The organism is Intestinibaculum porci, from assembly GCF_003925875.1.
Taxonomy (GTDB): Bacteria; Bacillota_I; Bacilli_A; order Erysipelotrichales; family Coprobacillaceae; genus Intestinibaculum; species Intestinibaculum porci.
Genome location: NZ_AP019309.1, coordinates 2,151,965 through 2,170,211 on the forward strand (window position 1 = coordinate 2,151,965; position 18,247 = coordinate 2,170,211).

16 protein-coding genes, 5 tRNA genes, 2 riboswitches and 1 other annotated feature are annotated in these 18,247 nt (G+C 38.4%); of the genes, 2 read left to right on the forward strand and 19 right to left on the reverse strand.

The window, feature by feature from the left end:
• Positions 1 to 18: 18 nt before the first annotated feature.
• Positions 19 to 199, reverse strand: a riboswitch (Lysine riboswitch).
• 205 nt (positions 200 to 404) lie between these two features.
• Entirely contained in the window at positions 405 to 2,801 is a 2,397-nt protein-coding gene (gene leuS / locus SG0102_RS10425; RefSeq protein WP_125119865.1) for a leucine--tRNA ligase, read from the reverse strand.
• Positions 2,802 to 2,832: 31 nt separating this feature from the next.
• Positions 2,833 to 3,029 (reverse strand) — a binding site (T-box leader).
• A gap of 186 nt (positions 3,030 to 3,215) precedes the next feature.
• Between leuS and SG0102_RS10430 the strand changes: the two genes are divergently transcribed.
• Positions 3,216 to 4,616 carry an ISNCY family transposase gene (locus tag SG0102_RS10430; RefSeq protein WP_125119866.1) on the forward strand — a complete coding sequence of 467 codons (1,401 nt, stop codon included), beginning with the start codon at positions 3,216 to 3,218 and terminating at the stop codon, positions 4,614 to 4,616.
• A gap of 17 nt (positions 4,617 to 4,633) precedes the next feature.
• On the opposite strand, the gene SG0102_RS10435 is transcribed toward SG0102_RS10430, so the two are convergent.
• Complete coding sequence (locus SG0102_RS10435; RefSeq protein ID WP_125119867.1) at positions 4,634 to 5,866, reverse strand: hypothetical protein; 1,233 nt, start codon at positions 5,864 to 5,866, stop codon at positions 4,634 to 4,636.
• Positions 5,867 to 5,910: 44 nt separating this feature from the next.
• Here SG0102_RS10435 and SG0102_RS10440 point away from each other — a divergent pair, with 44 nt between their 5' ends.
• The gene (locus tag SG0102_RS10440; RefSeq protein WP_125119868.1) at positions 5,911 to 6,873 is read left to right on the forward strand and encodes a TIGR01212 family radical SAM protein; all 963 of its coding nucleotides are present in this window, start codon (positions 5,911 to 5,913) and stop codon (positions 6,871 to 6,873) included.
• Positions 6,874 to 6,936: 63 nt separating this feature from the next.
• Here SG0102_RS10440 and SG0102_RS10445 read toward each other — a convergent pair whose 3' ends face one another.
• From SG0102_RS10445 to SG0102_RS10525, 17 genes are all read right to left on the reverse strand, one after another.
• Positions 6,937 to 8,568, reverse strand: a complete 1,632-nt coding sequence (locus SG0102_RS10445; RefSeq protein ID WP_125119869.1) for a peptide ABC transporter substrate-binding protein — start codon at positions 8,566 to 8,568, stop codon at positions 6,937 to 6,939.
• A gap of 175 nt (positions 8,569 to 8,743) precedes the next feature.
• Positions 8,744 to 9,142: a hypothetical protein gene (locus tag SG0102_RS10450; protein WP_157983027.1), complete on the reverse strand. Its 399-nt coding sequence runs from the start codon at positions 9,140 to 9,142 to the stop codon at positions 8,744 to 8,746.
• A 246-nt stretch (positions 9,143 to 9,388) separates the two neighbouring features.
• Positions 9,389 to 10,405: an IS1595 family transposase gene (locus SG0102_RS10455; protein ID WP_125118233.1), complete on the reverse strand. Its 1,017-nt coding sequence runs from the start codon at positions 10,403 to 10,405 to the stop codon at positions 9,389 to 9,391.
• A gap of 100 nt (positions 10,406 to 10,505) precedes the next feature.
• On the reverse strand, positions 10,506 to 10,802 hold the full coding sequence (locus SG0102_RS10460) for a hypothetical protein (protein ID WP_125119871.1): 297 nt from the start codon (positions 10,800 to 10,802) through the stop codon (positions 10,506 to 10,508).
• Between the two features lie 50 nt (positions 10,803 to 10,852).
• Complete coding sequence (gene hpf / locus SG0102_RS10465; protein WP_125119872.1) at positions 10,853 to 11,383, reverse strand: ribosome hibernation-promoting factor, HPF/YfiA family; 531 nt, start codon at positions 11,381 to 11,383, stop codon at positions 10,853 to 10,855.
• A 129-nt stretch (positions 11,384 to 11,512) separates the two neighbouring features.
• The gene (locus SG0102_RS10470) at positions 11,513 to 12,277 is read right to left on the reverse strand and encodes a DUF975 family protein (protein ID WP_125119873.1); all 765 of its coding nucleotides are present in this window, start codon (positions 12,275 to 12,277) and stop codon (positions 11,513 to 11,515) included.
• Between the two features lie 41 nt (positions 12,278 to 12,318).
• Positions 12,319 to 13,458: a methionine adenosyltransferase gene (gene metK, locus SG0102_RS10475; protein ID WP_125119874.1), complete on the reverse strand. Its 1,140-nt coding sequence runs from the start codon at positions 13,456 to 13,458 to the stop codon at positions 12,319 to 12,321.
• A 57-nt stretch (positions 13,459 to 13,515) separates the two neighbouring features.
• A riboswitch (SAM riboswitch) is annotated at positions 13,516 to 13,617 on the reverse strand.
• 111 nt (positions 13,618 to 13,728) lie between these two features.
• On the reverse strand, positions 13,729 to 14,010 hold the full coding sequence (locus tag SG0102_RS10480; protein ID WP_125119875.1) for a NifU family protein: 282 nt from the start codon (positions 14,008 to 14,010) through the stop codon (positions 13,729 to 13,731).
• A gap of 138 nt (positions 14,011 to 14,148) precedes the next feature.
• Positions 14,149 to 14,224: transfer RNA gene (locus tag SG0102_RS10485), tRNA-Lys, on the reverse strand.
• A gap of 6 nt (positions 14,225 to 14,230) precedes the next feature.
• Positions 14,231 to 14,306: transfer RNA gene (locus SG0102_RS10490), tRNA-Gln, on the reverse strand.
• 5 nt (positions 14,307 to 14,311) lie between these two features.
• Positions 14,312 to 14,395 (reverse strand) — tRNA-Tyr (locus SG0102_RS10495).
• 5 nt (positions 14,396 to 14,400) lie between these two features.
• Positions 14,401 to 14,476: transfer RNA gene (locus SG0102_RS10500), tRNA-Thr, on the reverse strand.
• Between the two features lie 12 nt (positions 14,477 to 14,488).
• Positions 14,489 to 14,564 (reverse strand) — tRNA-Val (locus SG0102_RS10505).
• Positions 14,565 to 14,749: 185 nt separating this feature from the next.
• Entirely contained in the window at positions 14,750 to 16,033 is a 1,284-nt protein-coding gene (locus tag SG0102_RS10510) for a glucose-6-phosphate isomerase (protein ID WP_125119876.1), read from the reverse strand.
• The gene (locus tag SG0102_RS10515; protein WP_125119877.1) at positions 16,030 to 16,398 is read right to left on the reverse strand and encodes a CvfD/Ygs/GSP13 family RNA-binding post-transcriptional regulator; all 369 of its coding nucleotides are present in this window, start codon (positions 16,396 to 16,398) and stop codon (positions 16,030 to 16,032) included. Before SG0102_RS10515 ends, SG0102_RS10510 begins: the two co-directional genes overlap by 4 nt.
• Positions 16,399 to 16,542: 144 nt before the next feature.
• Complete coding sequence (locus SG0102_RS10520) at positions 16,543 to 17,703, reverse strand: fibronectin type III domain-containing protein (protein WP_125119878.1); 1,161 nt, start codon at positions 17,701 to 17,703, stop codon at positions 16,543 to 16,545.
• Positions 17,704 to 17,721: 18 nt separating this feature from the next.
• Entirely contained in the window at positions 17,722 to 18,240 is a 519-nt protein-coding gene (locus SG0102_RS10525; protein WP_125119879.1) for a hypothetical protein, read from the reverse strand.
• Positions 18,241 to 18,247: the final 7 nt, after the last annotated feature.

Below are 18,247 nucleotides of genomic sequence, written 5' to 3' on the forward strand. Positions count from 1 at the left end.
ATAGAAAAAAGCTATACGTTATCGTATAGCCCTAACGATTAGATAACGCCTCTTCTTGCGAAGGAGTATTATGAGTCTTTCCCATAATACCAAGGATGTCACTGCCGCTTCACCCTTTCGGCGATGATTACCTTTCATAAAGTTCATAGCCTGCCAGCTCCCTCTATTACTCTGATGCATCGCTTCCTCTATCCTTTTGTATTTTATAGTCCCATTATAGCAACATGACTCTTCTTGTCAATAAATAGTTATTAATTTGAGAATCTCCCTCATAAAAATTCCGTTTTTTACGATTTCATGACCTAAAAATTATAATAAAAAAGGCAGAGGTGTTAGACCCCTGCCTGACGTATACGATACTTAGACATAATCAGTTTACGTTATCAGATTTTTAAACCAAAAGCTTATTTTGCGACGATATTGACAATCTTATTTGGTACAACAATAACCTTTTTGATCTCTTTACCTTCCGTATGGATCTTAACGTTTTCCTGAGCTAAAGCGGCTGCTTTGACATCTTCCTGAGAAGCATCTTTTGCAATCGTAATCTTTGCACGCACTTTACCATTGACCTGCACTGGCATTGTCACTTCGGCAACAACTAATTTGCTTTCGTCATAAGTTGGCCATGGGGCATAAGATAATGATTCATCATGTCCTAATTTTTCCCAAATTTCTTCACAGATATGTGGCGCGATACATGAAAGCATCTGTGTGATCCCTTCAACATATGGTTTATAAAGTGATTTTGCTTTATAAGCATCATTGATGAAGATCATCATCTGTGAGATCGCAGTATTGAATGCTAATTTTTCATAGTCTTCAGTCACTTTCTTCACAGTCTGATGATAGATAAAGTCTAATTCACCAGAGTTTTCATCAGTCACTTTATCTGATTCGACAAATAAACGATAAACACGATCTAACCATCTTCTTGAACCTTCTACCCCTGTATCAGACCAAGGTTTAGCCGCATCAAGAGGACCCATGAACATTTCATACAGTCTTAATGTATCAGCACCGTATTTTTCAACGATTTCATCTGGGTTAATGACATTGCCGCGAGATTTCGACATCTTAACGCCATTAGGACCTAAAATCATCCCCTGATGGAATAATTTCTGGAATGGTTCTGGAGTTGAGACAACATGAATGTCATATAAGAATTTATGCCAGAATCTTGCATATAATAAGTGTAAGACAGCATGTTCAGCCCCGCCGATATATAAGTCAACTGGTAACCAGTGATCTAATAACTGTTTAGCACCGATTTCATCATTGTTATGAGGATCGATATAACGGATATAGTACCAGCAAGAACCAGCCCACTGAGGCATTGTATTGGTTTCACGTTTACCTTTAACACCATCAATTTCCACATTTAACCAGTCCGTTACATGGGATAAAGGAGATTCCCCTTCCGCATTTGGCATATAGTTATCAGTAGCTGGTAATTCCAATGGTAAATCATCTAAACCAACTGTACGCATTGTCCCATCTTCCATATGGATAATTGGAATTGGTTCACCCCAGTATCTCTGACGAGAGAATAACCAGTCTCTTAACTTATAAGTAACCTGTTTATTCCCGCAATGATGTTCTTCTAACCATTTTAACATCGTATCAATGGCTTCCTGTTTACCCATGCCATTTAAGAATTCTGAGTTGATATGAACACCATCTTCAGTGAAGGCTTCTTGAGAGATATCGCCGCCTTCAAGAACAGGAATAATTGGTAAATCGAATTTCTTAGCGAATTCATAGTCACGCGTATCATGAGCCGGAACGGCCATGATCGCACCAGTTCCATAACCAGCTAAAACATAGTCAGAAATCCAGATTGGAATTTCTTTGCCATTGACTGGGTTAATCGCATAAGCACCAGTGAAAGCACCCGTTTTATCTTTATTTAAATCAGTTCTTTCCAAATCAGATTTACGCGCTGCGGCATCCTGATAAGCTTTGACTTCTTCGATGTGTTCTGGTGTCGTAATTTCATTAACGAATGGATGTTCTGGTGACATAACACAGTAAGTTGCCCCAAATAAAGTATCACAACGGGTTGTAAATACCGTGAATTCTTTATCTGTATTTTTAATCTTGAAAACAACGTTAGCCCCAACTGATTTTCCAATCCAGTTACGCTGCATTTCCTTGGTTGATTCTGGCCAGTCAACTAAATCCAAATCTTTTAACAGTTTTTCAGCGTATTCCGTAATACGTAAAACCCACTGTCTCATTGGTTTACGAATAACCGGATAGCCGCCACGTTCACTCTTGCCATCGATGACTTCTTCATTAGCTAAGACAGTTCCTAATTCAGGACACCAGTTAACAGGCATTTCAGCGACGTAAGCTAAACCAGCATCATATAATTTTGTGAAGATCCACTGGGTCCATTTATAGTAATCAGGATCACTGGTCGCAAATTCACGATCCCAGTCATAAGAGAAACCTAATGACTTGATCTGTCGTTTAAAGTTTTCAATATTTTTATAAGTAAATTCAGCGGGATGATGACCAGTTTTAATCGCAAACTGTTCAGCTGGCAGCCCAAAGGCATCAAATCCCATTGGATGTAAGACATTGTAGCCCTGCATTCTCTTCATACGAGAGATAATATCGGTAGCGGTATAGCCTTCTGGATGACCGACATGAAGACCCTGTCCTGATGGATAAGGGAACATATCTAAGGCATAATATTTAGGCTTTGAAAAATCATAGCCATCGGTTTTGAATGTTTCATGTTCAGCCCAGTATTTCTGCCATTTCTTTTCGACACTGATGTGATCGTAACTCATTTTCTTTCCTCCTAACAAAAAAGGCCTCATGTTTCAGGACGAATTTCTCGCGGTACCACCTGAATTCATGAGACCAGTCATGCACTTAATAACTTTAACGCAGTCATACGATATCCGCTTTCACGGATACATCTCCCAGGTGAGTTCATAATTTCACCATACCTATTTCCACCACCCATAGGCTCTCTGCAATGTCACATTATTACTACTCCTGTTCAACGATTTCAAATGTCTTCATCACTATAACACATTTTTTTAAGCCCTTCAACTCCTAAGATGCGTAATACAGCTAGTAATGTGAGTCAAACATGATATTGTCTTTATGTACCAAGAAAGAAAGTGTCCTGAATGATAGATTCAAATAAGTATGTTAAAATATCCTCCTAACTTTACTATTAGACGAGGAGGTATTGCATGAGAAAGGTTGAGTTAAATAATATGGAAGAATACAAATACAAAGTTATTAAAAAGCTAGTAGAAACAAACGGGAACAAAAAGAGAGCGGCATTAAAGCTTCATTGCACTGTCAGAAATGTGAACAGATTAATCGTTAGGTACAAGCAAGAAGGAAAGGCTGCTTTCCAGCACAAGAACAAAGATCGTAAGCCTGCTATTGCTTTTTCTCCCGAAATGAAAAAACAGATTATTGGTTTATATAAAGACAAATACAGCGATACCAACTTTAGACATTATACTGAGATTGTTTTTGAGGAACTTGGTGTGAAGATTAGTGATACAACTGTGAATAAGTGGCTTAGAGAGGAAAATATTCTTTCGCCAAAAGCTCGCAAAAAAACAAAGAAGCAGCATAAGAAGCTGATGAAATTGAAGCTTAAAAGCGTAAAAAGTGAAAAAGAAAAGAATAAAATCAAGGAAGTGATTTACAAAGTGAAAAAGTCTGAAGCTCACCCAAGGCGTCCAAGATGCAAATATGCCGGTGAAATGATTCAGATGGACGCTAGCTCCTACAAATGGAACGGCTCTGATATATGGCATCTGCATGTTGCAATCGATGATGCCACAGGAGAAATCGTTGGTGCTTATTTTGACCACCAGGAGACACTTAAAGGCTATTATGGCGTTGTTTCACAGATCCTTCTGAACAAAGGTGTACCAGCCCTATTTTATACCGACAGACGCACTGTATTTGAATATAAACGAAAAAATGCGCCTTTAGACAACGAGGATACTTTCACCCAGTTTGCCTACGCAGCGCATCAGCTTGGTATAGAAATAAAAACAACGAGCGTCGCTCAAGCTAAGGGCCGCGTGGAACGAGTTAACCAAACACTTCAATCACGATTGCCAGTAGAATTAAGACGCGCTCGTATTACAACGATAGAACAGGCTAATCATTTTCTTCACAGCTATATTAAGAAGTTCAATGATCAGTTTGCTCTACGTCTCAATAGTACCAAAAATGTGTATGAAAAGCAATTGACGCCAGCACAAATCAATAAAGCATTAACCATTATTGAAAATCGAAAAATTGATAAGGGACATAGCTTTCAGTATCATAACCTTCACTATATGATTGTGACTAGTACTGGAGCAGATGTGTATTTTAAGGAAGGGACCGAAGTCATGGTGATTAAGTGTTTAGATGGCAAAATTTATGCCAATATAAATGATAAGCTTTACAATATTCGTGAAATTGAAAACTGGGAAGAATATTCAAAAAACTTTGACGTAAGACCAGAGCTGAAAAAAGAAAAGAAGAAGTATATACCACCAATTGACCATCCTTGGAGACAGAATAGCTGGAAGTTATACTCTTCTTCAATCAGAGCCCATTTATATGGTGCTAATAATTAAAAAAAATCAGGACATTTTCAAAATCGCTTGACACTCCTAAGATGCGTAATACAGCTAGTAAGCGTTAAGAGCACCAAGATCAAAATATAAGGCTTTAAATCAACGGATAAAGTGAAAGCCTGATTAATCGAAGAAGCCTGCACCTGCATTTTAAAGAGAGATATGATCATTGCCATCAGAAGTAAACTTGAGCCATAGGCAAAAACGGATACTGATAACAGTTTCTTTACCCTTTGTTTACGCAAACAAAGCATGCCAAGCATTAACATAAAAAAAGCACTTTCTCCTAATACAGCGCAAAACATATCTAATGTCTTGTTCCTTTGCGCGACATCCAAACGTCGAAAAGTATACCAAGGATAATGACTTTGATAAAAACGATACCCTTGATCCATCTTGCCAGATGTATAAATAATGCCATAATCTGGTTTTACCTTCTGATGAAAGGCTTGAGAGATTCTTGTACATGATGAATTGGGGGTACTATAAAAAACATCATGCGTCGCTCGCTTTACCAAACCAGTCACGATTACATTAGTGCCACGAACCTTACGACCGCGCGCATAATAAACCGTTAAAGGAAAACTTGGCAAATGATCAATATGCAATTGCAACGCGGTATTCATCGGTAAGACGATCTCATAAGCTTTTTTCGGTAAGCGCCCTTTGATCACCTGCGTGACACTCTTTGTTTCATCATAAATACGTAAAGTTGTATTCATCTGATAATGCTTGTGATCATAGGATAAACCGCATAAACGATAATGCGCGTTACTCGTATATAAGGTATCTTTTGACCTGGGATGCAAGATTACGTTTTTCTTACTGCTAACACCAATAGCCTGAGGAATAGTCATCGCCTGCTTGTAATGCAGATCATCATAACGATAATGCATGCCAAATACAAAGGCAAACATCATCATGAAACACAGCCATAAAAGCCAAAAGCACTGATGCGTTGATAAAGACTGTTCAATAGATACGCAGTAACGCTGTAATAAACATTCTTCATCCATTAATACAACAATCAGCTTTTGTGAAGATAAATCCTGCAAGAATTGTAAGAATGTTTCCGGATCTTCCAGACCGCGCCCATCGACAAAGAGAATCTCTCCCGTTGCCTGAGGTAACTGATAAGGCGAGAGCAGCTCCACAGCTTCGCATAATAACAGTGTCTGCTTATAACGCCGTTCAAATGCATCGATATTCATCATGCCTTCTAAGCCCTGATGAATTGTGTGATGGTTCATCTTTTCACCTTCATTTCATTGTGACAACCTGTTATAATCAGCCTATGAAAAATTTATTTAAATACACCCTTGATAACAAGCGGTATCATACTTATAACTATTTCTTAAAAACCAAATATCATCAGAAAGTGGCCAAAGTCACCTTAAATGCGGATTTCACCTGTCCTAATCGTGATGGTCGACTCGGTTATGGCGGCTGCACATTTTGCGGCTCCCAAGGGGCGGGAGAATATGCCGGTGATGTAAATGATGACTTAATGACCCAGTTTGTCTCACAGTCTCAAATCATGCGCCGGAAATGGCCAGACTGCGCTTTTATCGCCTACTTTCAGGCTTATACAAATACCTATGCCTCGGTAGATGTTCTCAAATCACGCTTTGAACCTTTTGTCGGTTTAGATCATGTTGTCGGCATTGCCATTGCGACGCGCGCTGACTGTATTACCGAAGAGATTGCCGCTTACTTGGCGGATCTCAACACCAGAACAGATGTTTATCTCGAATTAGGTCTGCAGACAATTCATGATGAAACTGCCAAGCGAGTTAATCGCTGTGAAACTTTTGCGACATTCCAAAAAGGGTTAGCCCTTTTGCGTAAGTATCATCTCGATGTCTGTGTCCATATCATCAATGGCTTGCCGGGAGAAACTTATGAAATGATGTTAGAGACAGCGCGGCAAGTCGGCAAACTCGATATCCAAGGCCTAAAGATTCATTCTCTTTATATCATGAAACATACCAAGCTTTATTACGAATATCTAGAGAAGCCATTTCCTACCCTTTCTCGTGAAGAGTATATTGCCTTAGTCGTGGATCAGCTCCGTCTAATCCCTGACCACGTCGTCATTGAACGTTTAACCGGTGATGCCATGGTTAGTGAACTGTATTTACCAGAATGGTCGATTAACAAAACTACAATTCTTAATGATATTGATAAACTGATGGTCAAACAGGATGTCTATCAGGGGGATCTCATTTCTCCCTCTATATATATTAAAGAAGATTAATCCCCTTAATCTCACAAAAAAATGACGAAAAGTGAATTTTGTTTCACCTTTCGTCTTTTGTAATTATTTCATTTCAACGTATGCAAATGTATAAGGGACACAAACTGGTTTATGGACAAGATACTTCACTTTCGTAGAACATAAAGCCGCGCCGCCTTTATCGAATAAAGGAATCTTGGCATAATCTTCCATCGCAATCTTTTCTGCTTCCTTCATATCTTCCCAGCGCTTAGAAATATTTGTCTCCTTACGAACTCGATTCATTAAAGCATCATACTTCTTATTCGACCATTTTCCGCGGTTGAAAGTATTCCCTGTTTCACATAAGTTGAGATAAGTTGTTGGATCGGCATAATCTGGACCCCAGCGTGTTACAGTAATATCAAACTGCCCTTTCGGTTCACGGTTATTGACACGATCCTGTTTAACCGTTGCGACCATATTTAACTTTAAGCCTTTCAGTTTAGAGAAACATGACTGCGCATAAACCGCCACATCTTTCATCGCAATTTCATCGGTCCCATATAAAATGGATAAGGTTATCGATTTTTTCCCTAATTGTTTTAAGCCTTTATCAAACGCTGCCTGAGCTTCTTTTAAATTGTACTTTGTATAGTCTTCTTTGACATCTTTACGATAGTCCACCCCTTTTGGTGAAGCACATAAATCCTTAGGTACAAAACCATTGGCTTCTGTTGAACCATCTTTTAAGATTTTATCGCATAACTCTGTGCGATTGATTGCTAAAGATAAGGCTTTACGGATATAGAAGTTTTTGAGGTATTTATTTTTCATGTTTGGTTCTAAGTAATGTAAATGCCCATCCGCAAACGTTGTAAAAGTCTTCTGATTTTTATATTTATCAACTAATGAAGAGGTTAATGGCGCATAGTCGAGGTTTCCTGCGTCAAAGGAAGCCGCTGCAGTCTTTGCGTCTAAGCCTAACTGCCATACCATTTTCGATAAATGGACAGCCGAAGCATTCCAATACTTTTTGTTGCGGATAAAAGTAGCGGATTTTGATTTCGTCCAGCCGGTCATAATGAAAGCTCCGTTAGAAATCAGGTTCTTATAGTTAGAAGCGTATTTTTTACCTTTCGCTTCGACATATTTCTGATATTCCGGATAGAAAGCGCCAAATGGCATTAACGAAATAAAGAACGGTACCTGCTGTTCAAGCGTCACGACTAGCGTATAGTCATCTTTTGCCTTGACCCCTAAGGTATCAAGTTCACTCGCACTTGCTTTTGTTCCTTTATTAATAAGCTGATCCGCATTTTTGATATTAGCGCCACTAGAACCAAGCATATAAGCGTATTCACCAGCATTTTTAATAATGCGCTGCCAGCCATAGACAAAGTCTTTAGCGGTCAGGCTGCCAACTGTTTTCCCCTGGTAATCCACCCACTTGACATTTTTACGTAAATGGAAAGTATAAGTCTTATGATCTTTAGAGAGATCATAACTCTTAGCGATCCCAGCTACAACTTTTCCATTGCGGTCAAACATTTCCAAGCCATCATTAATGGCATGCATCGCATCCATTGAAGTCCCGTCAGTCCCAATCGTCGGATCCATTGACATAATATCTGTTTCTGTCGCATAGCGAAAAACGTTATTGGTTTTTGAGGCACTAGAACAACCAGCCATCATGGCGGCACATAACCCAAAACTTACTATTTTTTTGACATCCATAAATATTCCCCCTTTAGGATAGTTACACTATACTCTTGTTGTATACAATATTCAATATAATTTTATTATTATTTTGTTATTTTCTTATTTCTATAGACTTTATTTGTCTTTTCTCTATTTTTTATTATCATACAATGTATATTCGTGTGCCAAAATAAAAAAGATCCCGCAGGATCTAGAGGTTATCATCATTCATATTATAAATATTCAAAAGACGCATGAACATCACAGCCACCGCCACATTTTGTTCTGGCAAATATGTATAAGCCTGAAACATGACCGAGACAACGCCAGCAAGGCAGGCACCAATGATACCAGGTAATAAGGACATAATACTATTTTGTAAAAGCATCGCTAAAAAGATCCAAAGGATGTAACTAAAAAGCAGTTTAAAATACTGCCAGCAGTAGCCTTTCATCATCTGAAAGCTTTGTTTACAGGCGGAAAAGTTTTTAAAGCCCTTGGCTTCTAATAAATAGCCGGTCATCGCCAAACGCATAGTTAACCAAAAAGTTAAACATAAAGATGCAAAGACCAAAACAAAGTAATAGGATGGAATCTTTTCTAAATTCATTGAGGCAATATAAGCAGAAGGATTCGCAAGTAAGCTTGGTAAATCATGCAGTCTCGCTGCATTCAGCAATAACCCCGCAATACCGACAATTAATAATGGTAAAGCAGATAATACTTCCTGCAGGAAATACGTTGTAAAAAGATCTTTAAACGTGTTGTTAACAATTTAGTGACTTGGTATGATTTTTAGTTGATAGCGCACAATTTAATATCTCTCTACGAGTCATAAATTCCATTAACTTTATTTTTACAGATCAAATATACTATTGCTAAACTTAAATATACTTTCTTTACTGAGTTGGCGAATGTAGAAATATTGCTGATGCTGTCTCAGCATCCCTAAAAGCTTTGTAACTTTCTCGCTGATATTGAGTTTTCTGAAATTATATTGGATCATAAATAACGAGTTATATCTATTTATATACTTTGTAGATATATTTCTATAATAGATGATTTCTGATTCAATAAATGAATGAAGTCCATTTACAGTATTCAAATGATCAGTTTTTGTATACTCATCGAGTTTTAGATGCTTTACGCCGCAATTTCGTTTTTTCAGACTCCAGTCATAAATATTGATACCATCTATAAAGCAGTAGCTTTCTTTATCAATATGCTGACAAAATTCATAGCCATTCACGTCAGTAGGTCGACCGGTATTATAGGTGTGAATAAATGTATTTCCGCCTCGGGAAACTACGGTCATAATACATACTAGAATATCAGTTATGCCTGGTTTCGGTGCTATTGATCCATGTTTTCGAGGATCAACGCCTTCCAGCTTGGTCCCTTTATGACTCGCCAGGATGTACTTCTCATCTATTTCAGCTACATCACCTACAGAATCATTAGCTAGGATCATTTCAATGAAATGAAGTAGCTTATGACGCATTCTAAATACAGTTACATAATGCACACCGATTTTGAATGCAGTTTCGCGTAAAGCTAAACCGTTGAGTGTATCTTTAAGAACAATTTTCCACTTTGAAAGGCTCTGATGTGAATAGAAAGTTAATTGACCGGTATCCGCTACAAAGCGTTTATTACAGCTTTTACATCTATACATTTGCTTGCCACTTTTTGTGTGTCCTGCTTTGATCATTTTAGGATGTTTTTCAGGACATTTTGGGCAATGCTCTATGATAGGTGTAGACGCAGTTTCATTAGCTTCAATATACTCCTCAACCATATCAAGAATCTGTTCAATTTGAAATTGATCTAGTTTAATATTAGATAAGTTAGCAGCAATGTTTTGAATTTCCATATTAATACCTCCAGGTACTATATATTTTAGCAAATATACATATATCCTGATGTTCAATACATCGCTTGAAAGGGATAAATACGGAGCTTATATGTGAAAGTCACTTATTTGTTAACAACACGTCTTTAAAACGCAATATTCCAACAAAACCATCTTTTTTCTCATCGACCTGATCCCCTAAGCCTCTGACAAACTTAAGAGAGCTAGTGACATAACCATGATTCATCGGCACCAAAAGCAAAATCAAAATAAGTGATAAACTATTGCCTATTGTTGTATTTGGTAAAACATTAGGTATGAAATTGATCAAACCGATGATCAGGCAGATATAGATCATTGTCAGTTTATGATTGCGCAGGTGCATTTTAGCCTGCATTCGCATTTCTGTAATATCCATTTTTAGCTCCTTTTAAAAAAGGGATCAATGCGACCCCTTTTACATATTTGTTATTCCGTTTCCAGTAAGCCATAACCGCCATTATCACGTTTATAGACAACACTGACTTTATTGCTTTCCGTATCAAGATATACGAAGAATGTATGACCGATTAATTCCATCTGCATAATTGCTTCTTCCATATCCATTGGTTTAGGATTAATGGTCTTTGTTTTCACGATGACATCTTCTTCGCCATCATCTTCTAATTCTTCTAATGTAGCGATATTGAATGCAAGTTTATTATTTTTTGACTTTCTGCTTAATCTTGTCTTGTACTTTCTGATCTGACCTTCAAGCTTATCAACGACTAAATCAATCGCATCGTAAAGATCATCATTCACCTCTTCTGCTCTTAATAAGACGTATTCTGTAGGAATCGTTACTTCAATTTTCTGACCAGTAGGATAAGTTCTGACTAATACTTTTGCTTCTACATCTTTAGTAATAAAGTATTTGTCGAGCTTAGAAAGTTTCTTTTCTACCTTTTCCTGGATCCCTGGTGTAACGGTAATATTCTTTCCTCTAATACTAACTTTCATATGAATACCTCCTTTTGAATTTCTACCTATATTATACTATACCGATAAATAAAAATCACTTGTTATTATCATATTATAAAAATTTCGTTAAAAGATCATAACACACTAAAAAAGAGGTCACATGACCCCTCAATGATAAGCACGATAAGCAAGCTCTTTATAGAAGACAGCTGTTGATACCGTTAATAATGGTAAATAGGTATAAACACCAATGATCAATGAGACAACACTGACAATAATTTCTACCACAAAAGCCGGTAAACCAAGCATTAACACATAGGTTAAACCATAAGTGATAAGAGCCTGAATAATGATAAAAGGCAGGAAGGAAAGCACCAGTTTCACATAATCAAAGACATGACCACGCATCAGTTCTCTTGAGGCATTGATTGCTTCTGATTTCTTCATCCCATAATCTTCTAAAAGATAAGGTGTTAATAACAAGCGAAAAGCTACATAAATACCCAAGACAACAGCTGCCACCCCTAATAGCCCCATAGAAATCATGTTATTACTGGTGAGGAAACCGCCACTCATCGTATAGACGATAATCATCGCAATAACGGGAATAAGCGTATATAAGAGGACATATAAGACATTTAAAACATAGGTCGGCAAGAGTTCTCGCCATCTTTTAAGACCTACCATACTATCGCTTTCATCGACTTCTTCACCCTGACCATTAATAAACTTCAGGCCGCTGACTACTAGACCGTGAGGCACTGTTAAAAATGCGAGCGTAACAATCAGTGAAATAATTGTCGTATAATCATTAGCGGTAAAGAAACCAGGAATCAAAAGAATGAACCCATCAATAAGAACAACACGAATGAGCCCTTCTTTATTTTTTATAAGTTCCTGTTTTGCCCGTGTTTTTATTAATTTAATATCCATGCAATCACTCCTTGTAAAAAAAGAGACTCACGCAGAGCCTCTTAATCTAAGTACTGTTTTAAGGTATCCACTTTATCAAGCTTTTCCCATGGGAATTCTTTTCTTCCAAAGTGACCATAAGCAGCAGTTTTTGAATAAATAGGCTGTCTTAAGTTGAGTGTATCAATAATCCCTTGTGGAGTCAAATTGAATTCCTTTTTGATTGCTTCTAAAATGACATCTCTTGACACCTTTTCTGTTCCATAAGTTTCCACAAAAACAGAAGTTGGTTCTTTTACCCCAATTGCATATGATAACTGAATTTCACAGCGATCACATAATCCGGCGGCGACTAAGTTCTTCGCAATATAACGTGAGATATAAGCTGCTGAACGGTCTACCTTGGTTGGGTCTTTCCCTGAGAAAGCCCCGCCGCCATGATGCGCAGATCCGCCATAGGTATCAACGATAATCTTACGTCCAGTTAAACCAGTATCACCATGTGGACCGCCGATCACAAAACGACCTGTCGGATTGATAAATACCTTATAGTCATGATTTAAACCATAATCATCAACGACTTTATCCATAATATCTTCTTTAATGAAACGTTTGAATTCTTTTTCATCAAAGTCAGGATCATGCTGGATCGACATTAAGATTGTATCAATCTTAGGTGTTTCTTCCGTATAATCAATCGTAACCTGTGATTTCATATCTGGACGAGCCCATTTGAAGGTTCCTTCATGACGTAATTCACTAGCATAACGCACTAACTGATGGGCAATAGAAATTGGTAATGGCATATAACCTTTGGTTTCGTTGGTCGCATAACCAAACATAATCCCCTGGTCACCAGCTCCGCCAACTTCGTTGTTGGTTCCTAAAGCGATATCGCTTGACTGGGTATCCATCACAACTTCAATGCGGCAATGATCAGCATCAATACCTAATTCATCTGATGTATAACCAATCTTTCTTAAGACATCACGAGCTACCTGTTCATAATCCACGTGAGCGTTAGTGGTAATTTCACCACCAATGACAACTAAGTTTGTCGTTGTGAAACATTCGCATGCAACACGTGAGTTAGGATCTTCCTTCAGACAGGCATCTAAAATAGCATCACTAATCTGATCACAAACCTTATCAGGATGTCCTTCAGATACTGATTCTGAAGTAAATAAAATCTTTTCTTTCATGCTTTTCCTCCTCTAGTTAATAAAAAAAGCTTTCAAGAGGAAAGCTCAAAGCATTTCCTCTTATTGTTCAAGACAAATCTTGCTTGGTTCAGGCACCTTCTATCAAAAGGGTTGCCACCACTTTAAAACGATCCGCATCTATGTGGTTCTTAATAAGAGCTTTAATTATTTTTGTATAACATAGATCATTATAAACGGTTCATCTTTGTTGTCAATATTAAATAGCAATGACTTCGTTAAATATTAAATAGCAATGACTTCGTTAACATATTAAATAGCAATGACTTCGTTAACCCCAGGCACTTCTTCGACTAAGATTAATTCAACACCTTCTTTAATATCATCAGAGATGAACATACAGCCTGAACATGCCCCTAATACATGGACATAAACAACACCATCTTCGAATTTGACATATTCAAGATCGCCGCCATCACGCTGCAAGTAAGGTCTTAATTTATTAATAACTTCAATGATCTTTTTTTCAGTTTCAGGATCATCACTGGTCGCAAATTTCTTTTCTGTTTCATTTGTACTATTTACTGTATCCATAGTTCCACCTCATTTCGCTTGTTATTATAACGCATGTCGTTTATAAAGAGAAGTCATATGCTCTTAAACATGAATGTTCATTCATATTTATGCAAATAAAAAACTTACCCTTCGGTAAGCTTTAGATCATATAGGGAATGGTGACTCGCAGGGGATTCGAACCCCTGACCCTCTGATTAAAAGTCAGATGCTCTACCAACTGAGCTAGCGAGTCGCAGGATGGCTGGGCTAGCTGGATTCGAACCAGCGAAATGACAGAGTCAAAGTCTGTTGCCTTACCCCTTGGCTATAGCCCAACGACTGGTGGGGAGGGACGGATTCGAACCATCGAACCAAAAGGAACTGAGTTACAGTCAGCCGCGTTTAGCCACTTCGCTACCTCCCCAAAAATGGTGCCGGCTATAGGACTTGAACCCACAACCTACTGATTACAAGTCAGTTGCTCTACCAATTGAGCTAAGCCGGCAAGATATAAAAATGGTGGGGGTTAACGGGCTCGAACCGCTGACCCTCTGCTTGTAAGGCAGACGCTCTCCCAACTGAGCTAAACCCCCGCTTCAGTGCTTATATAATATATCATGCAACCTCATATGTGTCAACGCCTTTTCTCAAATAAGACAAAAAAGTTTTAGTACAAAAAGGCAAGTGCCTCGTTTTTAAGAATGATTATTGAAGAAAAGTCATGAACTCAGCTCAATAAGTACAAAAAAAGGTGTCCATGACAGACACCTTCGTAAAATTATTTTTCGTAACCTGGTTTACCTAATAATTTGAACATATTCTTCTTGTAAACTTCAACACCTGGCTGGTTGAATGGATTTACACCTAATAAGTAAACTGATAAAGCACATGCTTTTTCGAAGAAGTAAACCATATAGCCGAAGCTATAAGCATTCATTTCATCTAATTCAATGACAATGTTTGGTACGCCACCGACATTGACATGGGCATCAATTGTACCTTCACAAGCTCTCTTGTTGACATAATCAACAGTTTTGCCTGCTAAGTAGTTTAAGTTATCTAAGTTATCAGGATCACTTGGAACAGTTAAGTCTAACTGAGGTTTAGTCACTTTTAAGACGGTTTCAAATAAGACTTTTGAACCTTCCTGGATAAACTGACCTAATGAGTGTAAATCTGTTGAGAAGACTGCTGAATGAGGTAAGATCCCCTTGCCTTCTTTACCTTCTGATTCACCGAATAACTGTTTCCACCATTCAGCGACATTGCTTAACTGTAATTCGTAAGTAACGAACATTTCAGCTGGATATTTCTTACCTAAGATCTGACGAGCAACGCCATATTTGTAAGCATCGTTAGTAGCTAAATCAGGGTTATTGTAATGATCCTGAGCAGCTTTAGCACCTTCCATCATCGCATCGATATCAATACCAGCCATGGCAATTGGGAATAAACCTACGGCTGTTAATACTGAGTAACGACCACCGATATCATCAGGGACAACGAATTCTTCGTAGCCTTCCTGATCAGCTAATGTCTTTAATGCACCTTTATGAGCATCAGTTGTAGCGACGATACGTCTTGCAGCCACTTCCTTACCTTTTGTTTCTTCCAGTAATTCTTTGAAGATACGGAAAGCAACAGATGTTTCTGTGGTAGTCCCAGACTTAGAAATAACGTTGATACCGAATTCCTTGTCTTTTACATATTCCTTGATCTGTGCTAAGTAAGTAGATGAGAATGTATTACCGATATATAAGATCTCTACTTTGTTTGTTGGATATAAACCATTGATGGCTTCAATAGCTGCACGAGCACCTAAGTAGCTGCCGCCAATCCCGCAAACGAGTAATACATCGATTTCTTTAGAAAGTTCAGCAGCTTTTGCTTTGATTCTAGCAGCTTCATCTTTATCGTAGTTTGTAGGTAATTCTACCCATCCTAAGAAATCGTTGCCAGCACCCGTTTTGTTGTGAATCATATCATGGATTTCTGCAACCTTATCCTTATAATCATTCAAGTCTTCAGCTAATTTGGCATGACTTAAATCAACCTTGATCATACATCTTCCTCCTTATTGATGCCTCGACTGATCCACCGAGGCAACATTTCTTTAAGTGGCTGGAAACCTTTAGGTGTTTCCACAATCAGCTGACGATGACGTCGACATTTACGACGGCTTTTCGCGACAGCTTTCAGTGAAAGTTTCGCCTGATGAGTTTTAGGATCGATATCAATGACCTTAACCTTGATTGTCTCTCCTATCGATACATAGTTTCCAACACTTCTGACAAAACGATCAGAAATCTCAGAAATATGGATCAGGCCGCTGCTATGGTCCGGCAGTAATGCAAAGGCCCCATAAGGCTGGATCCCCGTAATTGTGACATCAATAATGTCACCAATATGTATTTGATGAAAACTCATCCTGTCCCCTCCAATCGCCCACATTATAGCATATGTTTTCATATTCTAAAATAGTTATCGCTTATTCGGTAAATAGTTTCATAGGTTTCATCTATATGTAATTTATTTTCATACTATGAAATTGAAAAAGACCAGTTGCCTGGTCTACTTCACTTTCACGCTGCGCACCGCTGAATATTTTCCATACGCGCCATTTTTATAGCCGCGTACTTTGAATTGATAACGTGATGATCGCGATAAATTTTTCACGGTTTTCTTAGCGCTTTTCGTATATGTATAATTCCACTTCACACGTCCCGCTTTACGATAAGCCACCTGGTAATTAACATTGCCAGCTAGTGACGCATATTTAATTGATGCGCTTTTCTTCTTTCCAGAGACAGAAGTGATTTTTGCTTTTTTCGGAGAAATCTTGTAAGTGGCCGTTAAAGTACCGCTATAACCGCCAATACCTGTAATGACAATCTTATGTTTGCCTACACTTTTACGATTTGAGGCATAAGAAACAGTGTAATCCACATCACGTGTTAATGCATTATTATTCAGTGTCACATTAACAGTAGGATTTTTGATTTTGCCATTATACGTATAAGATGTCTTCGATAATGAAACAATGCCGTCATCAAGGGCTGTCACAGCTGGTGCTGCAGCGGCTGGCGCACTTGGATCCTGAGCTGTCGCAGCGGAATCGGCAACGGGCGCATTATTCGCTGTGACGTTTGATACGTACCAATAAGAAGCGACATTTTCGACGTTCACACGTAGAGCCTGATCGATCGTAATCAAGCCAGCAGTACTTGCCCCAGCAGGATCTGCTACATAAAACACATTATTGACATAAGACGTTAACAAAACTGCGTGATTCTTTTCAGTATAGCCATTAGCGCCATTACGAGCATAGATGACAACACCTTCCGGATGGGCTGCTAATAAATTATTTAAGGCATTGATTTTATCCTGTCCAGTAATATCACTAGCATTGCCATAACCATCGACATCACCATAAGAAATGGTATATGTGTAATCCGCGGTGGCATAGCTGAAGTCATGGAGTAAACCATTGCTCCAGGCTACTGGCTTTAAGCTGTCTTCAGTAATACTTGCCCAGTTAGCGTCGCCCATCAATAAGGCTTTCCGACGTAATGCCATGGCAGCGGAAACCAGTGTACAGGTTGAGGCTGTCTGCTGTTTTAAAAAGACGCTCGCATCATCGATACTTAAGGCACTTGTCTTGACACTCATCAGCATCGTCTCGCCAAGTACCACTACGAGCGCCAATGCTAGAGATATGATTTTTTTCTTCACGCTTTCCCACTCCTTATGTTAGTCTGTCGCATAAATGCGGTATTTCTTAATTAAGGTTCCGGTGAAATTTCCTAAACCTTTTATTTTTAACGTATGTGTTCCTGGTTTTGCAGAGTAATCATAGTAAAGACGATAACTGACATCCTGTCCCCTATACGTAATAGCAAGATCTTGATTAGTAAAGCCCTGATTTGCATCATAGGATTTCAGACCACTGACTTTACATTGTTTAATCGAACGTTTCCGAATAACATAGCTGCCCGTCGCATAGCCGTCATACTTGCCTGTTCCATGAACGCTTACCTCAACAACGCCGGCATTGGTCGTATCACCGTCATAAATCACCGAAAAATAACGGCTAGGAACCCGTTTCCCTTTTTCATTATAAACTTTCGGCATATTACGAATAGCACTGCCGGTATAAGTGACATTTTTAATTTTCAGATAGGCGATCGAATAGGATTTTGCATAAGTCTGTACTACTGCTCCAAAGCTGAGACAGATCGCTGTCATGAGAGCAAGCATTTTCTTTACCATGGTGATT

Excerpts from the sequence above, each read along its gene's own strand:
- leuS (WP_125119865.1), bottom strand. The coding sequence starts at position 2,801 with ATGAGTTACGATCACATCAGTGTCGAAAAGAAATGGCAGAAATACTGG.
- SG0102_RS10430 (WP_125119866.1), top strand. The coding sequence starts at position 3,216 with ATGAGAAAGGTTGAGTTAAATAATATGGAAGAATACAAATACAAAGTT.
- SG0102_RS10435 (WP_125119867.1), bottom strand. The coding sequence starts at position 5,866 with ATGAACCATCACACAATTCATCAGGGCTTAGAAGGCATGATGAATATC.
- SG0102_RS10440 (WP_125119868.1), top strand. The coding sequence starts at position 5,911 with ATGAAAAATTTATTTAAATACACCCTTGATAACAAGCGGTATCATACT.
- SG0102_RS10445 (WP_125119869.1), bottom strand. The coding sequence starts at position 8,568 with ATGGATGTCAAAAAAATAGTAAGTTTTGGGTTATGTGCCGCCATGATG.
- SG0102_RS10450 (WP_157983027.1), bottom strand. The coding sequence starts at position 9,142 with ATGAATTTAGAAAAGATTCCATCCTATTACTTTGTTTTGGTCTTTGCA.
- SG0102_RS10455 (WP_125118233.1), bottom strand. The coding sequence starts at position 10,405 with ATGGAAATTCAAAACATTGCTGCTAACTTATCTAATATTAAACTAGAT.
- SG0102_RS10460 (WP_125119871.1), bottom strand. The coding sequence starts at position 10,802 with ATGGATATTACAGAAATGCGAATGCAGGCTAAAATGCACCTGCGCAAT.
- hpf (WP_125119872.1), bottom strand. The coding sequence starts at position 11,383 with ATGAAAGTTAGTATTAGAGGAAAGAATATTACCGTTACACCAGGGATC.
- SG0102_RS10470 (WP_125119873.1), bottom strand. The coding sequence starts at position 12,277 with ATGGATATTAAATTAATAAAAACACGGGCAAAACAGGAACTTATAAAA.
- metK (WP_125119874.1), bottom strand. The coding sequence starts at position 13,458 with ATGAAAGAAAAGATTTTATTTACTTCAGAATCAGTATCTGAAGGACAT.
- SG0102_RS10480 (WP_125119875.1), bottom strand. The coding sequence starts at position 14,010 with ATGGATACAGTAAATAGTACAAATGAAACAGAAAAGAAATTTGCGACC.
- SG0102_RS10510 (WP_125119876.1), bottom strand. The coding sequence starts at position 16,033 with ATGATCAAGGTTGATTTAAGTCATGCCAAATTAGCTGAAGACTTGAAT.
- SG0102_RS10515 (WP_125119877.1), bottom strand. The coding sequence starts at position 16,398 with ATGAGTTTTCATCAAATACATATTGGTGACATTATTGATGTCACAATT.
- SG0102_RS10525 (WP_125119879.1), bottom strand. The coding sequence starts at position 18,240 with ATGGTAAAGAAAATGCTTGCTCTCATGACAGCGATCTGTCTCAGCTTT.